The sequence below is a fragment of the Tardiphaga sp. 215_C5_N2_1 genome, from assembly GCF_052076055.1.
GTDB classification, from domain to species: domain Bacteria; phylum Pseudomonadota; class Alphaproteobacteria; order Rhizobiales; family Xanthobacteraceae; genus Tardiphaga; species Tardiphaga robiniae.
Window position 1 is genome coordinate 5,136,184 of the sequence record NZ_CP197240.1, and the last position, 17,237, is coordinate 5,153,420.

Consider the following 17,237-nt stretch of genomic DNA (forward strand, 5'->3'; position numbering starts at 1 on the left):
ACCGAAGCACCTGTGCGGGGCACCGCGCTGCAGTCTGCATGTCTTGAGACCGTTGCCGGGGCGTGACCTCGCCAGAGGTCGCTGCCCGCCATGACTTTTGTCATCCGCGGGGAGATTGTTGCCTTGTGCTTAGGCGTGCAAACAATTTAATCTGCGGACATCTTGCGTTTTTGGAATGAACTATGCGCCGCAGAATACCGAGCCTCGGCGCGCTGATGGCGTTCAGCGCGGCTGCCAAACACCTCAGCGTCACGCGCGCCGCCAGCGAACTTGCGCTGACCGAAAGCGCGGTGTCGCGCCAGATTGCGCAGCTGGAGACGCAGCTCGGCGTGAAACTGTTTCATCGGATCAAGAAGCGCATCACGTTGACGCGTGCGGGCGCGGCCTACAGCACCCGCGTGGCGCAGACGATCGAGCGGATCGAGCGCGATGCGCTCGAAATCATGGGCTATGAGGCCGACAGCATGGTTCTGGACGTCGCGGCACTGCCCACCGTCGGCGCCCAATGGCTCATTCCGCGCCTGCCGGATTTCTATGCGCGTCATCCCGGCGTCGCCGTCAATGTGAGCGCGCGCAACACGCGCTTCTTCTTCAGCGAGACCGCGCTCGATGGTGCCCTCTACTTCGGCGAGCCGGACTGGCCGGGCACGCAGGCCGACTATCTGTTCGATGAAATTCTTCTGCCGGTCGGATCGCCGACGCTGATCGGCAGGCGCGGCGAATTGCCGCCGAGCGAGGTCGCCGAGCTGCGGCTTCTGCATCTCGTCACACGCGCCGATGCATGGCGTCGCTGGTTCGATGCTGCGGAGCTCGGCGGCACGAATGTGATCCGCGGGCCGCGTTTCGATATCCAGTCCACTTTGATCAGCGCGGCAAGCTCGGGTCTTGGTGTTGCCCTGCTTCCCGAATTCCTGATTTCCGACCAACTCAGGTCGGGCAAATTGAAGGTGTTGTCGAGCCTGACCCTGAAAAGCGTCGGCTCGTACTATTTCGCCTGCCCGGAGGAGAAAGCCGGGAATCCTTTGCTGCAGGCATTCCGGGCGTGGTTGCTATCGCAAGCCCAGGCGTCTGCGCATCCCGGCTCCTCGCCAGGAGCTTTGCCAAAAGAGACTGGTCGCCTCGCGGATCGACGCAGCGCAACGACCGCAGGTGGCAAAGGATAATGATTGTGGGCTCTACCGCGCGCTCTCGTTGAGAGTCCAGTAACAGGTCTCCGGTCTGAACCGCGGCGTCTACCGGCAGCACGTGCTTTTGGACGATACCGGCGCGCAGCATGCACTGGCTTCCTTCTGCGCCTCCAGCCAGCGGTCGCGTGGCTTGCAACTCGCCGGACGTGGGGCAAGCGCCACCGTGAGAACGTCGCCCTGTATGCGCGGGGTATCCGCGCAGTGTAGTTGCATCGGCGCGATGCCATCGCTCACTTCGAAAGTCAGTCGCGCATTGATATCGATAGCAACATGGTCGGAGACTTTCCGGATGATGGCCGCGAACTTTCCGGCGGTCATATGGGTCCGGTCGCCTTCGACGATGTCCCACAGCTGCACGAAGATCTCCGACCACGCTTCGGGATTGCCGCCGCAATCAAGCGCGGAAAAGGCGCCCGCCTTGACTTCGGTGATGTGGTAGCCCGGCTGAATGCTGTGACCGCCATAGGTGAACACCAAAGGCAATGCCGGTGCCGCGTCGCAGGCGGCGAGGAGCGCCCCGATGCTGATGTCGTCGGCGGCGATCTGCGGCGAAGGCGGAATTTCCGGCTTGGCAAGGTTCAGCATCGATGTTACTCCATGATTCGATATTTTTAGGATTATTGAAATATGGAAGAACGTCAAGCCCTGTCGGCTTTCGCAGCGCTGTCGCAGGAGACGCGACTTCGCATCGTGCGCCTGCTCGTGCAGGCCGGTCCCGCCGGGATGCCGGCCGGCGCCATCGCGGAGGCGGCAGGCGTGTCGGCCTCGAATGTGTCCTTCCATCTGAAGGAGCTGACCCAGGCTGGCCTTGCCAGCGCGAAGCGGGAGGCCCGCTCGATTGTCTACACCGCCGATTACGACGCGCTGTCGGGCCTCATCCAGTTCCTGATGCGGGATTGCTGCGCGGGTCATCCCGACATCTGTATGCCGGCCACGGCGTCCGCATGCACGTTGGATGGCAGGGAGCTGTCACGTGCCTGATAGCGTCGACGTCATCATCTATCACAACCCGGATTGCGGCACCTCGCGCAACACGCTGGCCATGATCCGCAATGCCGGCATCGAGCCGCATATCATCGAGTATCTGAAGACACCGCCGTCGCGGGTCATGCTCGTTCAGTTGCTCGCGCGCGCCGGCATGTCGGTGCGCGAAATCCTGCGCGAGAAGGGAACGCCCTATGCCGAACTGGGCCTCTCCGACACCAGTCTGACCGACGCGCAGTTGCTCGACGCCATCGAAGCCCATCCGGTTCTGATGAACCGCCCGATCGTGGTCTCGGCGCTCGGCGTGAGGCTCTGCCGGCCATCCGAAGCGGTTCTGGACATCATGCCCACTCCGCAGCTTGGAGCGTTCTCGAAAGAGGATGGCGACCGGGTCGTGGATGCGAGCGGCCAGCGGATCGCAGGACAACGTCATGACCAGTGAGGCCATCGGCAGGCCGGTTTCCGCTCCAGCCATGGGCTTGTTCGAGCGCTATCTCACGATCTGGGTCGGTCTCTGCATTGTCGTCGGGATTCTGCTGGGGCGATGGATGCCGGCCGTTTTCCATGCGCTGGGCTCGGCGGAGATTGCACAGGTCAATCTGCCGGTGGCTGTTCTCGTCTGGCTGATGATCATTCCCATGCTGCTCAAGGTGGACCTCGGAGCGCTCGGTCACGTTGGCGCACACTGGCGCGGCATTGCCGCGACCGTCGGAATCAACTGGCTGGTGAAGCCGTTCTCGATGGCGCTTCTCGCCTGGCTGTTTATCGGCCATCTGTTCAGGCCTTATCTGCCCGCGGACCAGATCGATAGCTATACGGCCGGTCTGATTCTGCTTGCCGCGGCGCCTTGTACGGCGATGGTGTTTGTCTGGTCGAATCTGGCCGATGGCGAGCCGAACTTCACACTTGGACAGGTCGCGCTCAACGACACCATCATGGTGGTCGCCTTCGCTCCGATCGTCGGCCTTCTGCTCGGACTATCATCCATTATCGTGCCCTGGGGCACGTTGCTGTTGTCCGTCCTGCTCTACATCATCGTGCCTGTGGCAATCGCGCAATTCTGGCGGCGCGCATTGCTGGCGAGGGGAGGCGAGGCGGCGCTATCGCAGGCACTGTCGCTGCTCGGTCCGGTATCGCTGGTCGCGCTCCTGCTAACTTTGGTGCTGTTGTTCGGGCTGCAGGGCGAGCAGATCACCCGGCAGCCGATGGTCATTGCGCTGCTCGCCGTCCCTATCCTGATCCAGGTCTATTTCAATGCCGGTCTCGCCTACTGGCTCAACCGCCGCCTCGGCGTCGCCTGGTGTGTGGCCGGCCCCTCCGCCCTGATCGGCGCATCGAACTTCTTCGAGCTCGCGGTGGCCGCGGCGATCGCACTGTTCGGTTTTCAATCGGGCGCGGCACTGGCAACGGTCGTCGGCGTTCTGATCGAGGTGCCGGTGATGCTCTCTGTGGTTCACATCGTGAAGGCGACACGGGACTGGTACGAGCGGGGAGCTGTGAACTGAGGTGGCAGTCGTTCGTTGGCAAGTCGTATCCGCGCTCGGTACGACGCAGACACTGGCATGGGCTTCCAGCTACTATGTTCCGGCCGTATTCGCGAATCCCATTTGCGACGACCTGCATCTGTCCAGGACTTGGTTCTTCGCCATGTTCTCCGTGGCGCTGCTGGTGTCGGGTTTGCTCGGGCCGCTCGCCGGCCGCATGATCGACCGCAGCGGTGGCCGGGACGTGCTTGTCGGCACCAATCTGATGTTTGCGGCGGGGCTGGCCTTGCTTGCGGTTGCAACGGGACCGATCACGCTTGCCCTGGCCTGGCTGGTCATCGGCGCCGGCATGGGTTTCGGCCTGTATGAGGCTGCGTTTGCGACGGTTGCGGGATTGTGGGGACGACAGGCCCGCAGTGCGATCACCGGCATCACCCTGTTCGCCGGTTTTGCGAGCACCATCGGCTGGCCGCTCAGTGCTGCGATGATCGATGCCTTCGGCTGGCGTGGCGCTTGCTTCGCATGGGCCGCGTTGCACATCGTCATCGGTCTGCCGCTCAACCGCTTTCTCGTTCCGAAGGCGCCGCCGCATGCGCATCTGGATGAGCCTGCCGTCCCCACATCAGGCATTCCATGGGCGATGATCGTTCTGGCGGGCGTCTTTGGTGCGACCTGGTTTGTCACCACCGCCTTTGCCGCGCACATGCCGCGCCTGCTGGAAGCGCTCGGGGCCACCCCGGCGCAGGCCGTGCTCGCCGGGGCTTTGATGGGGCCTGCGCAAGTCGCAGCCCGGATCGGGGAATTCGGTCTGCTACGACATGCGTCGGCGATGATATCCGCACGCCTGGCCGCGGGCCTGCATCCCGTCGGCGCCGGATTGCTGATCCTGTTCGGAGCGCCCGTCGCGCTGCCATTCGCTCTCCTGCACGGTGCCGGCAATGGCCTGTTCACGATCGCGCGCGGAACGCTTCCGCTGGCCATGTTTGGCGCCGTCGGATACGGCATGCGAACCGGCTGGCTGGCCGCGCCGGCGCGCATCCTGCAGGGTGCAGCGCCGCTGCTGTTCGGCCTTGTGCTGGATCACGGTGGCCCGCGCGTCGCGCTGGCGCTCACAGGCGGGCTGACGTCGCTCGCGTTCCTGGCGCTCTTCTGGTTGAGGGCTCCGGTGGCGAAGCCGGAAACTGGGGTCCTCGTTCAAAATCCGATGAAGAATTGACGTGCTCCATCGACCGGTTGGCCTGTGGTGGGTCGACCGCCCGGCGGGCCGGGCGATCGAACTCGTCAGCGGTTACTGCTTCACATACTGGCAGCCGCCGTCCTTCATCGGACGGAACACCTGATCGCCGGGGACCTCCGCGAGCACCTTGTAGTAATCCCACGGCGCCTTGGATTCTTCCGGCTTCTTGACCTCGAGCAGGAACATGCTGTGCACCATGCGGCCGTCCTCGCGGAGCACACCATTGTCGGTGAAGGCGTCGCGCACCGGCATCTCGCGCATCTTCGCCAGCACCGGCTTGGTGGCACGTGTGCCTGCCGCCTGCACCGATTTGAGATAGTGCAGCGTGGCGCTGTAGGTCGCCGCCTGGTTCATGGTCGGCATCCGCTTCATCTTGTCGAAGAACTTCTTGCCGAAAGCCCGGGTGCGATCGTTGAGATCCCAGTAATAGGCCTCGGTGATGATCAGCCCCTGCGCCATCTTCAGGCCGAGCGAGTGGATGTCGGAGATGAACATCACGATGCCCGCGAGCTTCTGGCCCCCGGCGACGATGCCGAACTCGGACGCCTGCTTGATGGTGTTGATGGTGTCGCCACCGCCATTGGCCATGCCGATGATCTTGGCCTTGGACGATTGTGCCTGCAGCAGGAAGGAGGAGAAGTCCGCCGTGTTGAGCGGATGCTTGGCGCTGCCGACCACCTTGCCGCCCGCGGCGCGCACCACGTCGCCGGTGTCACGTTCGATGGAATGGCCGAACAGATAGTCCGCTGTGATGAAGTACCAGGAATCGCCGCCCTGCTTGACGATCGCGCTGCCGACCGTGTGAGCGTTGCCATAGGTGTCGTAGGTCCAGTGCGCGGTATAGGGCGAGCAGGACTTGCCGGTGATGTCCGACGACGCGGCGTCGGTGACGATCATGATCTTCTCGAACTGCTTCGACATCTCCATGCCGGCCAACGCAGTGGCCGATGTCGGCATGTCGATGATCATGTCGACATTCTCGGCCTCATACCATTTGCGCGAGATGGTGGCGGCGACGTCGGCCTTGTTCAGCGCATCGGCGGTGACCAGTTCGATCGGCTTGTCGAACATCTTGCCGCCGAATTCCTCGATGGCGATCTTCGCTGCCTCGACATTCCCCTGGCCGCCGATGTCGGCATAGACCGAAGCGAAGTCGGCGAGCACGCCGATCTTGAGCGGAAGCGTGTTGGCCTGCTGGGCCAGTGCGGAAGCGCCGAAAAGCAGCGAAACAGCAAACGTCGTAGCCGCAACCGTGCGGTGCGCGATCATTCAATCCTCCTCAAATTTTTATACGCGCCGTTTTCGGCGTCGTGGGCGGCAGCATGGGGGGAGGCGAGCGGGGAGGCAATAGCGGTCGTGGGGGATGTTTGGTCGCAGAAACCTGCCGCATTGCGGCGGGCGGAAAATTGTGCCGGCGGAATCCGTTCATTCACGGCGCTATTTGTTCCCGGACGACAGCCAGTTGTCGCCGCGCTCATTCAGCCTGAGATGACCTCGTTGAAGGCCTGCGCTTGCGGAGATGATAGGTCAGCGCCAGTCCGACGCAGTGACTCAGGGCTTGTTCCGGCACGGGATCATCGACGTGCAGCACGATGCTGCGGTTGCCTTCGAAGCTTAGCTCCGTTGGATACAATTCACGGAAGGTTGCAACCAGATCGGTCTGGCAGTGAAAGTACAGCGCGTACTGCTCTGTGGCCCCCATGCGATCAAGCCGGATGGTACTGCCGCTTTTCGTCTCGCTTGTCAGATAGCTGGGCTGATTCCACTTGAGGGTCTCCTGCAGCGGACCGACGCCATCGATTCCCGCGGCGGTCCCGAAGATCAGTCGCCGGAGGGCCATGAGCCGCGCCTTGAAGGGCGGCGGGTAACGGTCGAATGCCGCTTTGACGGCCGGATCGGAAAAACCGGAGGGGTGTTGCTGGGCCGCTTTGCTCAACTTCCGCATCGCTGCCACGTAGTGCCCCTCCTGTCAGAGCTGCAAGCGATATGCCCTCAGCTATCCACCTTCAGCGCGGCAATAAACGCTTCCTGCGGGATGTCGACCTTGCCGAACTGCCGCATCTTCTTCTTGCCTTCCTTCTGCTTCTCCAGAAGTTTGCGCTTGCGGCTGATATCGCCGCCATAGCACTTCGCGGTGACGTCCTTGCGCAGCGCGCGGACGGTTTCGCGGGCAATCACCTTGCCGCCGATCGCTGCCTGGATCGGAATGACGAACATGTGCGGCGGAATCAGCTCTTTCATCTTCTCGACCATGGCGCGGCCGCGGCCTTCGGCGCGGGTGCGATGGACCAGCATCGACAGCGCGTCGACCGGCTCGGCATTGACCAGGATCTGCATCTTGACGAGATCGGCGGCCTTGTAGTCGGTCAGATGATAGTCGAACGAGGCGTAGCCCTTCGAGATCGATTTCAGGCGATCGTAGAAATCGAACACCACTTCGTTGAGCGGTAGCTCATATTTCACCATCGCGCGGGCGCCGACGTAAGTAAGCTCTTTCTGATTGCCGCGGCGTTCCTGGCAGAGCTTCAGCACGCTGCCGAGATATTCGTCGGGCGTCAGGATCGTGGCTTCGATCCACGGCTCCTGGATCTCGGCGATCTTCACCACATCCGGCATGTCGATCGGATTGTGGATCTCGATCTCCTCGCCATCGGTGAGATGCATCTTGTAGATCACTGACGGTGCGGTCGCGATGAGATTCAGATCGAACTCGCGGCTCAGGCGCTCCTGGATGATTTCCAGATGCAGCAGGCCGAGGAAGCCGCAGCGGAAGCCGAAGCCCAGTGCAGCCGAGGTTTCCATTTCGAACGAGAACGACGCGTCGTTCAGCCGCAGCTTGCCCATCGCGGCGCGCAGCGTCTCGAAGTCGTCGGCATCGACCGGGAACAACCCGCAGAACACCACGGGGATCGCGGGCTTGAAGCCTGGCAGCATCTCGGTGACCGGCTTGCGATCGTCGGTGATGGTGTCGCCGACGCGGGTGTCCGCGACTTCCTTAATGGCGGCCGTGATGAAGCCGATCTCGCCTGGGCCGAGTTCGTCCACATTGACCATCTTCGGCGTGAAGTAGCCGACGCGCTCGACATCATAGGCGGCGTTGGTGCCCATCATGCGGACGCGCTGGCCCTTCTTCATGACGCCGTCGACGACGCGGATGAGGACGACGACACCGAGATAAACGTCGTACCAGCTATCGACCAACAGCGCCTTCAGCGTGGCGTCGCGGTCACCCTTCGGCGGCGGCAGCCGGTGCACGATGGCTTCCAGCACGTCAGGCACGCCCAGACCTGTTTTTGCCGAGATCATCAATGCGTCCGAGGCGTCGATGCCGATGACGTCCTCGATCTGCTTCTTCACCTGCTCGGGTTCTGCCGCGGGCAGATCGACCTTGTTGAGGATCGGCACGATTTCGAGATTGGCGTCGAGTGCGTGATAGACGTTGGCGAGCGTCTGCGCTTCCACGCCCTGCGAGGCGTCGACCACCAGCAGTGCGCCTTCGCAGGCCGCCAGCGACCGCGAGACCTCGTAGGCGAAGTCGACGTGGCCGGGCGTGTCCATCAGGTTGAAGATGTAATCCTTGCCGTCCTTGGCCTTGTAATGCAGGCGGACGGTCTGCGCCTTGATGGTGATGCCGCGCTCGCGCTCGATATCCATCGAATCGAGCACCTGCTCCTTCATCTCGCGCGCCTGCAACCCGCCGGTGATCTGGATCAGGCGATCGGCCAGCGTCGATTTGCCATGGTCGATATGGGCGACGATGGAGAAGTTGCGAACGTTCGAAATCGGGGAGGTTGTCATGCGCGCGGGATAGCATTCAGGCCCCGATGCGGCAACCTTAATGCGGGTTTCGGCCTGATTCCCGGCCCTGTTTCCGTCACGGCATCCTGATTTTACTCCGGCCCGAAACACGCTAGGCAGGGCCCATGAGTACAATCGCTTCCTCTACCCCCGCCAAACGCCGGGGCTTGCTGTCGATCGGCCGCCGCGGCGCTGCGCGGCTCGTTGCCTGGGCGTGTGATCCGCAATTGAGCGTCCTGCTGGTGCTCGGCTTCACGATCGCCCATGTGGTGCTGTGGACCGCGATCCTGACCCAGGTAAAGGCGGCGCAGGACATCCATTTCGACGTCTCCGAGGGCTATGCCTGGGGGCAGAAGTTCCTGATGGGCTACGGCAAGCATCCGCCGCTGTCGGGCTGGATCTCGGGCGTCTGGTTCAGATTTTTCCCGCCGGTGGACTGGGCGACCTATCTGCTCGCCATGGTCACGGTCGGCATCGGCATGATCCTTTGCTGGGCGATCGCGCTGCGCGTGGTCGATCGCCGCCGTGCCTTTTTCGTGCTGCTGATGGTCGCGATCTATCCGATCTTCAATTTCAAGGGCTTCAAATACAATCCGGACCTGCTGCAGCTGGTAACTTTGCCGCTGGTGGTGCTCGCCTATTTGCACGCGTTCGAGAAGCGCTCGATCCGCTCGGGCTTCCTGCTTGGCCTCGCCGCTGCGCTGGCGCTGATGACCAAATACTGGGTGGTGACGATGATCGGCGCCATCGGTCTGGCCGCGCTGATCCATCCCCAGCGGATGCTGTTCCTGCGCTCGCCGGCGCCATGGATCGCCATCGCGACGATGGCGGCGGCGCTGATTCCGCATCTCGACTGGGTGCGGCAGGTGGAATACGCGCCATTTCGTTATGCCGGCAATACCTATGCGATCTCGTCACGCTGGGAGAGTTTGCAGCTGGCGTGGGGCTATGTCGGCCATAACCTCGCGCTGCTGCTGTTGCCGCTGGGTTTGGCCGCTGCGGTGCTAGCCTCGGGCCCACGCTGGTGGGCGTCGGTGGCGCGCGATCCCCGCGCATTCGTCAGGCGGCCGTGGTCACTGACGACTAATCCCGGTGTCCGCAGGGATCAGGCCCTGAATATCTGGCTGATCCAGGCCATTGTCGCCGTCGGCCCGCCGATCGGTGCGTTGTTGTTCGACGTTTATATCAAGACCGATTGGGGTATCTCGCTGTTCTTCCTGGTGCCGCTGGCGGTCATTGCGATCCCGGCGCTGAAGATGCCGCGGGTCGCGCTGGTACGGCTCGCCGCGATCTGGCTGGTGCTGTCGCTGGTCACGCTCGCCGCCGCACCGCAGATCGCCATCGCGTCACTGCCGCGCGATGCCAACGGCAATTTCGCTCACATCTCCTATTCGCAGCTCGCGCGCGAACTCACCGAAGTCTGGCACAAGCGCTTCCACACGCGCTGGAGCGAGGTCGTGGGCTTCGTTGATGTCGCCGAGCAGATGACGTTCTACAGTCCCGATCATCCGCTGCCGCTGACGCCTTACGAGCCGTGGCCGTCAGGCGTGACGTCGATGGCCGAAGCGAAGCGTAACGGCTTCATCGGAATCTGCATGGTCGGTGACTGGAAATTCGATCGCTGCGAAGCGTGGATGAAGGACAATCTCCCGAATGCCGAACGCATCGTGATGTCGACGCGACGCTTCTTCAAGGGCAATGTCGGCACGACCACGCGGTGGGATGTCTATGTGGTGGCGCCTAGCGCGATGAAATAGCCGTTCGCTGACAAAGCAGCTTTCGGCGAACCGCTACTCTTCGCCGAACTTGTTGGTCACAAGCTCGGTGATCGCATCCAGCGCCGCTTGAGCTTCGGCGCCTTTGGCAGTGACCGTGATGCTGGTCCCGGGTCCGGCGGACAGCATCATCAGGCCCATGATGGATGTACCGCCAACGGTCTCGCCGTTGCGTGTCACCGTGATGTCGGCATTGAAGCGTTCGACCATCTGCACGAATTTGGCAGAGGCGCGCGCATGAAGGCCACGCTTGTTGGTAATCGGAATCTCGCGGGAGACGCTGCCGGACACCGTCGTATCGTCTGGGCTGTCGCTCATTTGCCGGCGAGAACGCGGCTGGCGATGGTGACGTATTTGCGGCCGGCTTCCTGCGCCATGGCGATCGCATCGGGCAGCGTGCGCTCTTCGCGCACCTTTGCGAGCTTCACCAGCATGGGCAGGTTGATACCGGCGAGAACCTCGACCTTCGGCCGGCTCATGCAGGAGATCGCCAGATTCGATGGCGTGCCGCCGAACATATCAGTGAGGATGGCAACGCCATCGCCACTGTCGACGCGATTGACCGCTTCGATAATGTCGCTGCGACACAAATCGGAATCGTCTTCGGCGCCGATCGTCACGGCTTCAATTTGTTTTTGCGGACCCATTACGTGCTCAAGCGCCGCCTTAAACTCGTCGGCAAGGCGCCCATGGGTCACAAGTACTAGACCAATCATCGGAAACTCCTCGTGGGTGCTTTTGGTGCACCGCACGAAAGGGCCACTTTGACCATCCAGAGCCCCTATGCAAGAGGGCTCTTCGCGAATCTCCCTTAAATTGCACGGATGCGGCGGGAAGTAGCGCGGGTCTATTCGGTGGCGATAGTGGGACTAATATGGTTACCAATTCCCTTCGAGCAATCGTCCAAAGGTCGCACTGCGGCTAAACCATCGTTTGTAATAAGCGCGGCTACGACCAATGGTAGTGGTGAAAAGCCTGTCCCGACCGGGATTCGGGGCAATTCAACGCCCTCCAGTGTGGTTTTGAGTGCTTCCGGCTCTGGCAGGCGTGCAGCGTCGGTGGCGGCGAGATCGACCACCAGCCCGACGATGGCGCCGGTAGCGCAGTCCAGACGCCGGATTCCGAGCCCCCTGACCTCAAGCAGCCCGACCAGTTCGGGCGCCGGCCGTACCCACAGTTTTCCATCCCTGACATCCAGATGCACCCGGTCGTCGCCGACCAGCATGGCCTCGGGAAGCTGTCCGCTCTGAGCTGCGAGGATCAGGTCGAAGACCAGCCGCGATTTCCCGGAGCCGGACGGCCCCCGGATCAGGACAGCGCGGTCATCGACCAGTACGGCGGAGGCATGGATGCTTTTGCCATCCGCGCTCATGTGGCCGGCAACCGTACCACGAAGCGTGCACCCAGCACCGGGATCTCGCCGTCGGCGTTGGCCGGGCCGATGCGGTTCTCCGCCCAGATCGTACCGCTATGGGCTTCGACGATCTGCTTGGAAATCGACAGGCCGAGGCCGGAATTCTGGCCAAAGCCCTGATGTGGGCGGTCGGTGTAAAAGCGTTCGAAGATCCGTTCGAGTGCATCCAGTCCGATGCCGGGGCCGTCGTCATCGACCACGATCTCGATCTTGCCTTTCAGGCGACGGCAGACGATCCGCACCTTGCCGCCCGGTGTCGAGAATGACTGCGCATTGGTGACGAGATTGGTGATGACCTGACCGAGGCGGGAGTCGTGGCCGGGCACCGAAAACGCATCGCTGGCGGCCCCTTCGAAGCGGACTTCAACGCCGACGTCATGACCGAGCTTGGTTTCGTTGGCGACCGAGGTCAGTGTGGTCAACAACCGTCGGACATCGACGGGCGCAGTGTCGTTGCGCTGCAGTTCGGCGTCGAGACGGCTGGCGTCGGAAATATCCGAGATCAACCGGTCAAGCCGCCGCACGTCGTGTTCGATCACGGCGAGCAGGCGGCCGCGGCTGTTGTCGTTCTTTGCCAGCGGGAGTGTTTCCACGGCGGAGCGCAGCGAGGTCAAAGGATTCTTGAGCTCGTGGGAGACGTCGGCCGCGAACATCTCGATCGCCTCGATGCGGTTATAAAGCGCATCGGTCATGTCGCGCAGCGCTCCGGAGAGATGGCCGATCTCGTCGCGGCGGCGTGTGAAATCCGGGATCTCGACACGGGTGCGGATGCGGCGGCGAACGCGCTCGGCGCTGTCGGCAAGACGTCGCACCGGACCTGCGATGGTCGATGCCAGCAGCAGCGACAGCACGATCATCACCACGGCCGCGACCGCAAAGACTTTCAGAATCGCCAGACGTTCGGCGGTCACCATCTGATCGATGTCGTCGCCCTGGGTCGACAGCATCAGCGAACCATGGACGGCGCGGAAGCGCTGCACTGGTACGGCGACCGAGACGATGACTTCGCCCCGTTCGTTGATGCGCACCATGCTGCTCTTCAGACCGTCGAGCGACTGTTGCACTTCCTGATAGCCGTTGCCGTTTTCCGGACCAAGTTCGCGATACAGCGGAAGGTCGCCGCGATTGAGCCAGGTTCGGACCGCGATCATTGTGCGTTCGGCAAAGCCGGGCTTTTCGGTCGTCGGCGGGGGCAGTTCGAAACGAAGCACATCGCCGCGGCCATAAAGGCTGCGGCTGTCGAGGATGAGCACGCCGTCGCGGTCGTAAATGCGCGCACGCGTCTTGGTCGGCGAAATCAGCCGCCGCAGCACCGGCGCGACGCGTTCAGGATTGATCGGGAAATCGAGGCCGGAGAGTTCGTCCGGCACGCCGTAGGTTTCGCCGGGCTTGAGATCGAGCAAGCGGTCGGGGTCGATCGTGATCGTATTGGTTTCGACCGTGGCCGAAGCGGCAATGGCGCTGGCGATGATTTCGGCCTGTACCAGCAGGCTCTGCGCGCGCGCGTCGATCAGGCCGGCGCGAAACTGCGAGAGATAGAGAATGCTGGCGACCAGCGCGCAGAGGCCGGCGAGGTTGAGCGAGACGATGCGGCGCGTCAGGCTCGAAAAGGTCAGCGCAACGAAGAACTGCCGGGCACGGCGCAGCCAGTCGAGCGGGCGCTGCCAGCCGCGACGGGTGCGATCGGCATCGCCGCCTGTCGCATGCGGCGACGTGCCGTCGGCGTCCAGGCTTTCATCAGGCTGCGTACGATCCAGCAATGCCAAAACTGCCCGGTTGTTGTCGATATCTGCGATGCGTCACGCGGCGCTCATTGTTGCGTGTGCGGATGCGCATTCTAGCGCAGCACGGCTGAGCCGTCAGGCCCCCAGCCGTGCCGCGGAAACCCTTACAGATCAGGTTTCCTTGAAGCGATAACCGACGCCATACAGCGTCTCGATCATCTCGAAGTCGTCGTCGACGACCTTGAACTTCTTGCGCAGCCGCTTGATGTGGCTGTCGATGGTGCGATCGTCCACATAGACCTGATCGTCATAGGCGGCATCCATCAGTGCGTTGCGGCTCTTCACCACGCCGGGGCGCGTCGCCAGTGCCTGCAGGATCAGGAACTCGGTGACGGTCAATGTGACCGGCTCGTTCTTCCAGGTGCAGGTGTGACGTTCCGGATCCATCCGCAGCAAACCGCGATCGAGCGCCTTGGCGTCGGTCTCCTTCGGAGCGGCAGTCGGGTCCTTCGGCGCGGCGCGGCGCAGCACGGCCTTGACGCGCTCGACCAGCAGACGCTGCGAGAACGGTTTGCGGATGAAATCGTCGGCGCCCATTTTCAGGCCGAACAGCTCGTCGATCTCCTCGTCCTTCGACGTCAGGAAGATCACCGGCAGATCGGACTTCTGGCGCAGACGGCGCAGTGTCTCCATGCCGTCCATGCGGGGCATCTTGATATCGAGGATTGCGAGGTCCGGCTGGCTCGTGCGGAAGCCATCGAGTGCGGAAGCACCATCCGTATAGGTCATGATGCGGTAGCCCTCGGCTTCCAGCGCGATCGATACGGATGTGAGAATGTTACGGTCGTCGTCGACCAGTGCGATAGTTGGCATGAGCCTGCTTTCCGAAGCGGGATGGGCTATCCGGCAGAATTCAACAATCCGCCGTATGAGGTGGCCTTAAGAACACAGTCAACGAGCAATGCAAGCTGGGCTGAAGTGTGGCCAAGTTCCCTGAACGCTTGAATGACGCGTGGGTTCCGTAGATGTATAGACCTCCCGGGGGAGAAGAAATAGCCACTTTTTGCAATGAAATACGGGATTTAACCATGCAGCCGACCCCTGATTTCGACCCCTCGCGCGTCACCCGGTCGCTGTTGCGGCGCAGTCGGCAGGGGGCGCTGGCTACCCTGGCCGTCGGTTCCGGCGATCCTTATTGTGCGCTGGCCAATGTCGCCAGCCACCCGGACGGGTCGCCGATTCTCCTGATTTCCCGGCTGGCGCTGCATACCCGCAATATTCTGGCGGATGCCCGCGTCTCGCTGATGCTGGATGAGCGGGCGCCGGGGGACCCCCTGGAGGGCTCACGCATCATGCTCGGAGGTATCGCGCAGGAGGCCAGCGAAAGCGAAAAATCGCTGCTGCGCCGGCGCTATCTCAGCGTCCATCCATCCGCGCAAGTCTTTGTGGATTTTAAGGATTTTTCGTTCTTCCGGATCAAGCCGAAGAGTGCCCATCTGGTGGCCGGCTTTGGCCGTATCAACGACCTGAAGCCAGAGCAATTCCTGACCGATCTCACCGATGCCGAAGGCATGCTCGAGGCCGAGGAGGGCGCCGTTGCTCATATGAACGCCGATCATCTCGACGCGCTCAATCTCTATGCAACCAAGCTTCTCCACGCGGACGCAGGCGACTGGCGGTGCACCGGATGCGATCCGGATGGCATGGACCTGCAGAACGGCGCGACGGTGATCCGGCTGGACTTTCCGCGGCGGATTGTCACTCCGGGTGCATTGCGGCAAGTCCTAAAGGAACTCGCAGAGCAGGCCCGCGCTTTGAATAATTGAGCGGTATCAAGTGCCGTGCTGGAATAAACCAAATATGCGGACAGCAGCTTGGCATTTCACATCTTCGTCACTATTAGATCGCCGGGTTACGGCCTCGGTGGTTATAATGACGGCTACCGCTGCTGACGTGCGATTGAAGACAGTTGCACAGGTCGGATATGCGGACTCAAGGAGGAATATTCCGTGCAAGAGACGGGCGTACGCAACGGTGCCTATGGCGCCGACAAATTCGGACTGAAAAATCTCAAAGCGGTGAACTGGAATCTCGGCGCGCCGCAGCTTTACGAATATTCGCTGCGTAACGGCGAAGCCGAATTGTCGTCCGATGGCGCGCTCTGTGCTGACACGGGTGAATTCACCGGCCGCAGCCCGAAGGACAAGTTCACCGTCAAGGACGCTTCCACCGAACAGATGTGGTGGGCTGGCAATCAGGCGATCACGCCGGAGCAGTTCGAAGCGCTCTATATCGATTTCAAGAAGCACGCCGAAGGCATGACCCTGTTCGCGCAGGACCTTTATGGCGGCGCCGATCCGAGTTTCCAGATCAAGACCCGCGTGTTCACCGAACTCGCATGGCACTCCCTGTTCATCCGCACGCTGCTGATCCGTCCGGAAGCCGCTGCGTTGAAGGACTTCGTGCCTGAACTCACCATCATCGACCTGCCGAGCTTCAAGGCCGATCCCAAACGTCACGGCTGCCGCTCGGAAAACGTCGTAGCAATCGATTTCGCCCGCAAGATCGTCCTGATCGGCGGGTCTTATTATGCCGGCGAGATGAAGAAGTCGGTCTTCACCACGCTGAACTACTATCTGCCCGCCAAGGGCGTGCTGCCGATGCATTGCTCGGCCAATGTCGGCCCCGACGGTGACAGCGCGATCTTCTTCGGCCTCTCCGGAACCGGCAAGACCACGCTCTCTGCCGATCCGAAGCGCACGCTGATCGGCGATGACGAGCATGGCTGGGGCAAGGACGGCATCTTCAATTTCGAAGGCGGCTGCTACGCCAAGACCATCAAGCTCTCCGAGGAAGCCGAGCCCGCGATCTATGCGGCGAGCAAGCGCTTCGGCGCGGTGCTGGAAAACGTCGTGCTCGACGCCAATACCCGCCTGCCGGATTTCGACGATGGTTCGAAGACCGAGAACACCCGTTCCGCCTATCCGCTCGACTTCATCCCGAATGCCTCGCGCACCGGCCGCGCGCCGCAGCCGAAGAACGTGGTGATGCTCGCCGCCGACGCGTTTGGCGTGCTGCCGCCGATCGCCAAGCTGACTCCGGCGCAGGCGATGTATCACTTCCTGTCCGGCTACACCGCCAAGGTCGCCGGCACCGAGCGCGGCCTCGGCAACGATCCGGAGCCGGAATTCTCGACCTGCTTCGGCTCGCCCTTCCTGCCGCTCGATCCCTCGGTCTATGGCAACATGCTGCGTGACCTGATCGCCAAGCACAATGTCGACTGCTGGCTGGTCAATACCGGCTGGACCGGTGGCAAGTATGGCGTCGGTTCGCGCATGCCGATCAAGGTGACCCGCGCGCTGCTGACTGCGGCGCTGAACGGCTCGCTGCGCAACGTGGAATTCCGCACCGACAAGTATTTCGGCTTCGCAGTCCCGACCGCGCTGGATGGCGTGCCGTCGGAGATCCTCAATCCGGTGAACACCTGGAAGGACAAGGACGAGTTCGATGCCACCGCGCGCAAGCTGGTCGGTATGTTCCAGAAGAACTTCGCCAAGTTCGAAGCGCAGGTCGATGCGGATGTCCGCGCCGCCGCGCCTGATGTGAAGCTGGCGGCGGAGTAAGTCGCTGCTTT

Annotated in this window: 17 protein-coding genes; 8 read left to right on the top strand and 9 right to left on the bottom strand. The window is 62.3% G+C overall.

Features of this window, described 5'->3' with window-relative positions:
• The first annotated feature begins 182 nt into the window (after positions 1-182).
• Positions 183-1,163, top strand: a complete 981-nt coding sequence (locus tag AB7828_RS24345) for a LysR substrate-binding domain-containing protein (protein ID WP_441231400.1) — start codon at positions 183-185, stop codon at positions 1,161-1,163.
• Positions 1,164-1,232: 69 nt separating this feature from the next.
• On the opposite strand, the gene AB7828_RS24350 is transcribed toward AB7828_RS24345, so the two are convergent.
• A complete protein-coding gene (locus tag AB7828_RS24350; RefSeq protein ID WP_441232307.1) occupies positions 1,233-1,772 on the bottom strand; it encodes a DUF6428 family protein in 540 nt (179 codons plus the stop codon).
• Between the two features lie 42 nt (positions 1,773-1,814).
• Here AB7828_RS24350 and AB7828_RS24355 point away from each other — a divergent pair, with 42 nt between their 5' ends.
• The 4 genes from AB7828_RS24355 to AB7828_RS24370 are packed head-to-tail and all read left to right on the top strand — an operon-like array spanning position 1,815 to position 4,871.
• On the top strand, positions 1,815-2,168 hold the full coding sequence (locus AB7828_RS24355) for an ArsR/SmtB family transcription factor (RefSeq protein WP_441231401.1): 354 nt from the start codon (positions 1,815-1,817) through the stop codon (positions 2,166-2,168).
• Positions 2,161-2,613 carry an arsenate reductase (glutaredoxin) gene (gene arsC, locus AB7828_RS24360; protein ID WP_441231402.1) on the top strand — a complete coding sequence of 151 codons (453 nt, stop codon included), beginning with the start codon at positions 2,161-2,163 and terminating at the stop codon, positions 2,611-2,613. The genes AB7828_RS24355 and arsC overlap by 8 nt, the downstream gene beginning before the upstream one ends.
• A gap of 31 nt (positions 2,614-2,644) precedes the next feature.
• Positions 2,645-3,676 (top strand): ACR3 family arsenite efflux transporter, encoded by a 1,032-nt coding sequence (arsB, locus tag AB7828_RS24365; protein WP_441232308.1) that lies wholly within the window; start codon positions 2,645-2,647, stop codon positions 3,674-3,676.
• Position 3,677: 1 nt separating this feature from the next.
• Positions 3,678-4,871: an MFS transporter gene (locus AB7828_RS24370; RefSeq protein ID WP_439079171.1), complete on the top strand. Its 1,194-nt coding sequence runs from the start codon at positions 3,678-3,680 to the stop codon at positions 4,869-4,871.
• Positions 4,872-4,943: 72 nt separating this feature from the next.
• On the opposite strand, the gene AB7828_RS24375 is transcribed toward AB7828_RS24370, so the two are convergent.
• From AB7828_RS24375 to lepA, 3 genes are all read right to left on the bottom strand, one after another.
• Positions 4,944-6,161 carry an ABC transporter substrate-binding protein gene (locus AB7828_RS24375; RefSeq protein WP_089262875.1) on the bottom strand — a complete coding sequence of 406 codons (1,218 nt, stop codon included), beginning with the start codon at positions 6,159-6,161 and terminating at the stop codon, positions 4,944-4,946.
• A gap of 205 nt (positions 6,162-6,366) precedes the next feature.
• Complete coding sequence (locus tag AB7828_RS24380; RefSeq protein ID WP_441232309.1) at positions 6,367-6,837, bottom strand: DUF1801 domain-containing protein; 471 nt, start codon at positions 6,835-6,837, stop codon at positions 6,367-6,369.
• Positions 6,838-6,884: 47 nt separating this feature from the next.
• The gene (gene lepA / locus AB7828_RS24385; protein WP_089262869.1) at positions 6,885-8,690 is read right to left on the bottom strand and encodes a translation elongation factor 4; all 1,806 of its coding nucleotides are present in this window, start codon (positions 8,688-8,690) and stop codon (positions 6,885-6,887) included.
• A 125-nt stretch (positions 8,691-8,815) separates the two neighbouring features.
• On the opposite strand from lepA, the gene AB7828_RS24390 reads away from it, so the two are divergent.
• Complete coding sequence (locus AB7828_RS24390; protein WP_441231403.1) at positions 8,816-10,447, top strand: glycosyltransferase family 39 protein; 1,632 nt, start codon at positions 8,816-8,818, stop codon at positions 10,445-10,447.
• Between the two features lie 33 nt (positions 10,448-10,480).
• Here the strand turns inward: AB7828_RS24390 and AB7828_RS24395 are convergent, their stop codons facing one another.
• From AB7828_RS24395 to AB7828_RS24415, 5 genes are all read right to left on the bottom strand, one after another.
• A complete protein-coding gene (locus tag AB7828_RS24395; protein ID WP_093759856.1) occupies positions 10,481-10,783 on the bottom strand; it encodes an HPr family phosphocarrier protein in 303 nt (100 codons plus the stop codon).
• Complete coding sequence (locus AB7828_RS24400; protein WP_068733893.1) at positions 10,780-11,181, bottom strand: PTS sugar transporter subunit IIA; 402 nt, start codon at positions 11,179-11,181, stop codon at positions 10,780-10,782. The genes AB7828_RS24395 and AB7828_RS24400 overlap by 4 nt, the downstream gene beginning before the upstream one ends.
• Positions 11,182-11,312: 131 nt before the next feature.
• The gene (locus AB7828_RS24405; RefSeq protein WP_414717131.1) at positions 11,313-11,816 is read right to left on the bottom strand and encodes an HPr kinase/phosphorylase; all 504 of its coding nucleotides are present in this window, start codon (positions 11,814-11,816) and stop codon (positions 11,313-11,315) included.
• 17 nt (positions 11,817-11,833) lie between these two features.
• Complete coding sequence (locus tag AB7828_RS24410; protein WP_441231404.1) at positions 11,834-13,639, bottom strand: stimulus-sensing domain-containing protein; 1,806 nt, start codon at positions 13,637-13,639, stop codon at positions 11,834-11,836.
• Between the two features lie 135 nt (positions 13,640-13,774).
• Positions 13,775-14,476, bottom strand: coding sequence for a response regulator transcription factor (locus AB7828_RS24415; protein ID WP_068733897.1), 702 nt, complete (start codon positions 14,474-14,476; stop codon positions 13,775-13,777).
• Positions 14,477-14,691: 215 nt separating this feature from the next.
• Here AB7828_RS24415 and AB7828_RS24420 point away from each other — a divergent pair, with 215 nt between their 5' ends.
• A complete protein-coding gene (locus tag AB7828_RS24420; protein WP_441231405.1) occupies positions 14,692-15,429 on the top strand; it encodes a HugZ family protein in 738 nt (245 codons plus the stop codon).
• Between the two features lie 183 nt (positions 15,430-15,612).
• Entirely contained in the window at positions 15,613-17,226 is a 1,614-nt protein-coding gene (locus AB7828_RS24425; RefSeq protein WP_320446492.1) for a phosphoenolpyruvate carboxykinase, read from the top strand.
• Positions 17,227-17,237: the final 11 nt, after the last annotated feature.

Bases quoted from the DNA above. Each gene is read 5' to 3' on its own strand.
- AB7828_RS24345 (WP_441231400.1), top strand. From the start codon at position 183: ATGCGCCGCAGAATACCGAGCCTCGGCGCGCTGATGGCGTTCAGCGCG.
- arsB (WP_441232308.1), top strand. From the start codon at position 2,645: ATGGGCTTGTTCGAGCGCTATCTCACGATCTGGGTCGGTCTCTGCATT.
- AB7828_RS24415 (WP_068733897.1), bottom strand. From the start codon at position 14,476: ATGCCAACTATCGCACTGGTCGACGACGACCGTAACATTCTCACATCC.
- AB7828_RS24395 (WP_093759856.1), bottom strand. From the start codon at position 10,783: ATGAGCGACAGCCCAGACGATACGACGGTGTCCGGCAGCGTCTCCCGC.
- lepA (WP_089262869.1), bottom strand. From the start codon at position 8,690: ATGACAACCTCCCCGATTTCGAACGTTCGCAACTTCTCCATCGTCGCC.
- AB7828_RS24400 (WP_068733893.1), bottom strand. From the start codon at position 11,181: ATGATTGGTCTAGTACTTGTGACCCATGGGCGCCTTGCCGACGAGTTT.
- AB7828_RS24390 (WP_441231403.1), top strand. From the start codon at position 8,816: ATGAGTACAATCGCTTCCTCTACCCCCGCCAAACGCCGGGGCTTGCTG.
- AB7828_RS24375 (WP_089262875.1), bottom strand. From the start codon at position 6,161: ATGATCGCGCACCGCACGGTTGCGGCTACGACGTTTGCTGTTTCGCTG.
- AB7828_RS24350 (WP_441232307.1), bottom strand. From the start codon at position 1,772: ATGCTGAACCTTGCCAAGCCGGAAATTCCGCCTTCGCCGCAGATCGCC.
- AB7828_RS24380 (WP_441232309.1), bottom strand. From the start codon at position 6,837: ATGCGGAAGTTGAGCAAAGCGGCCCAGCAACACCCCTCCGGTTTTTCC.
- AB7828_RS24420 (WP_441231405.1), top strand. From the start codon at position 14,692: ATGCAGCCGACCCCTGATTTCGACCCCTCGCGCGTCACCCGGTCGCTG.
- AB7828_RS24355 (WP_441231401.1), top strand. From the start codon at position 1,815: ATGGAAGAACGTCAAGCCCTGTCGGCTTTCGCAGCGCTGTCGCAGGAG.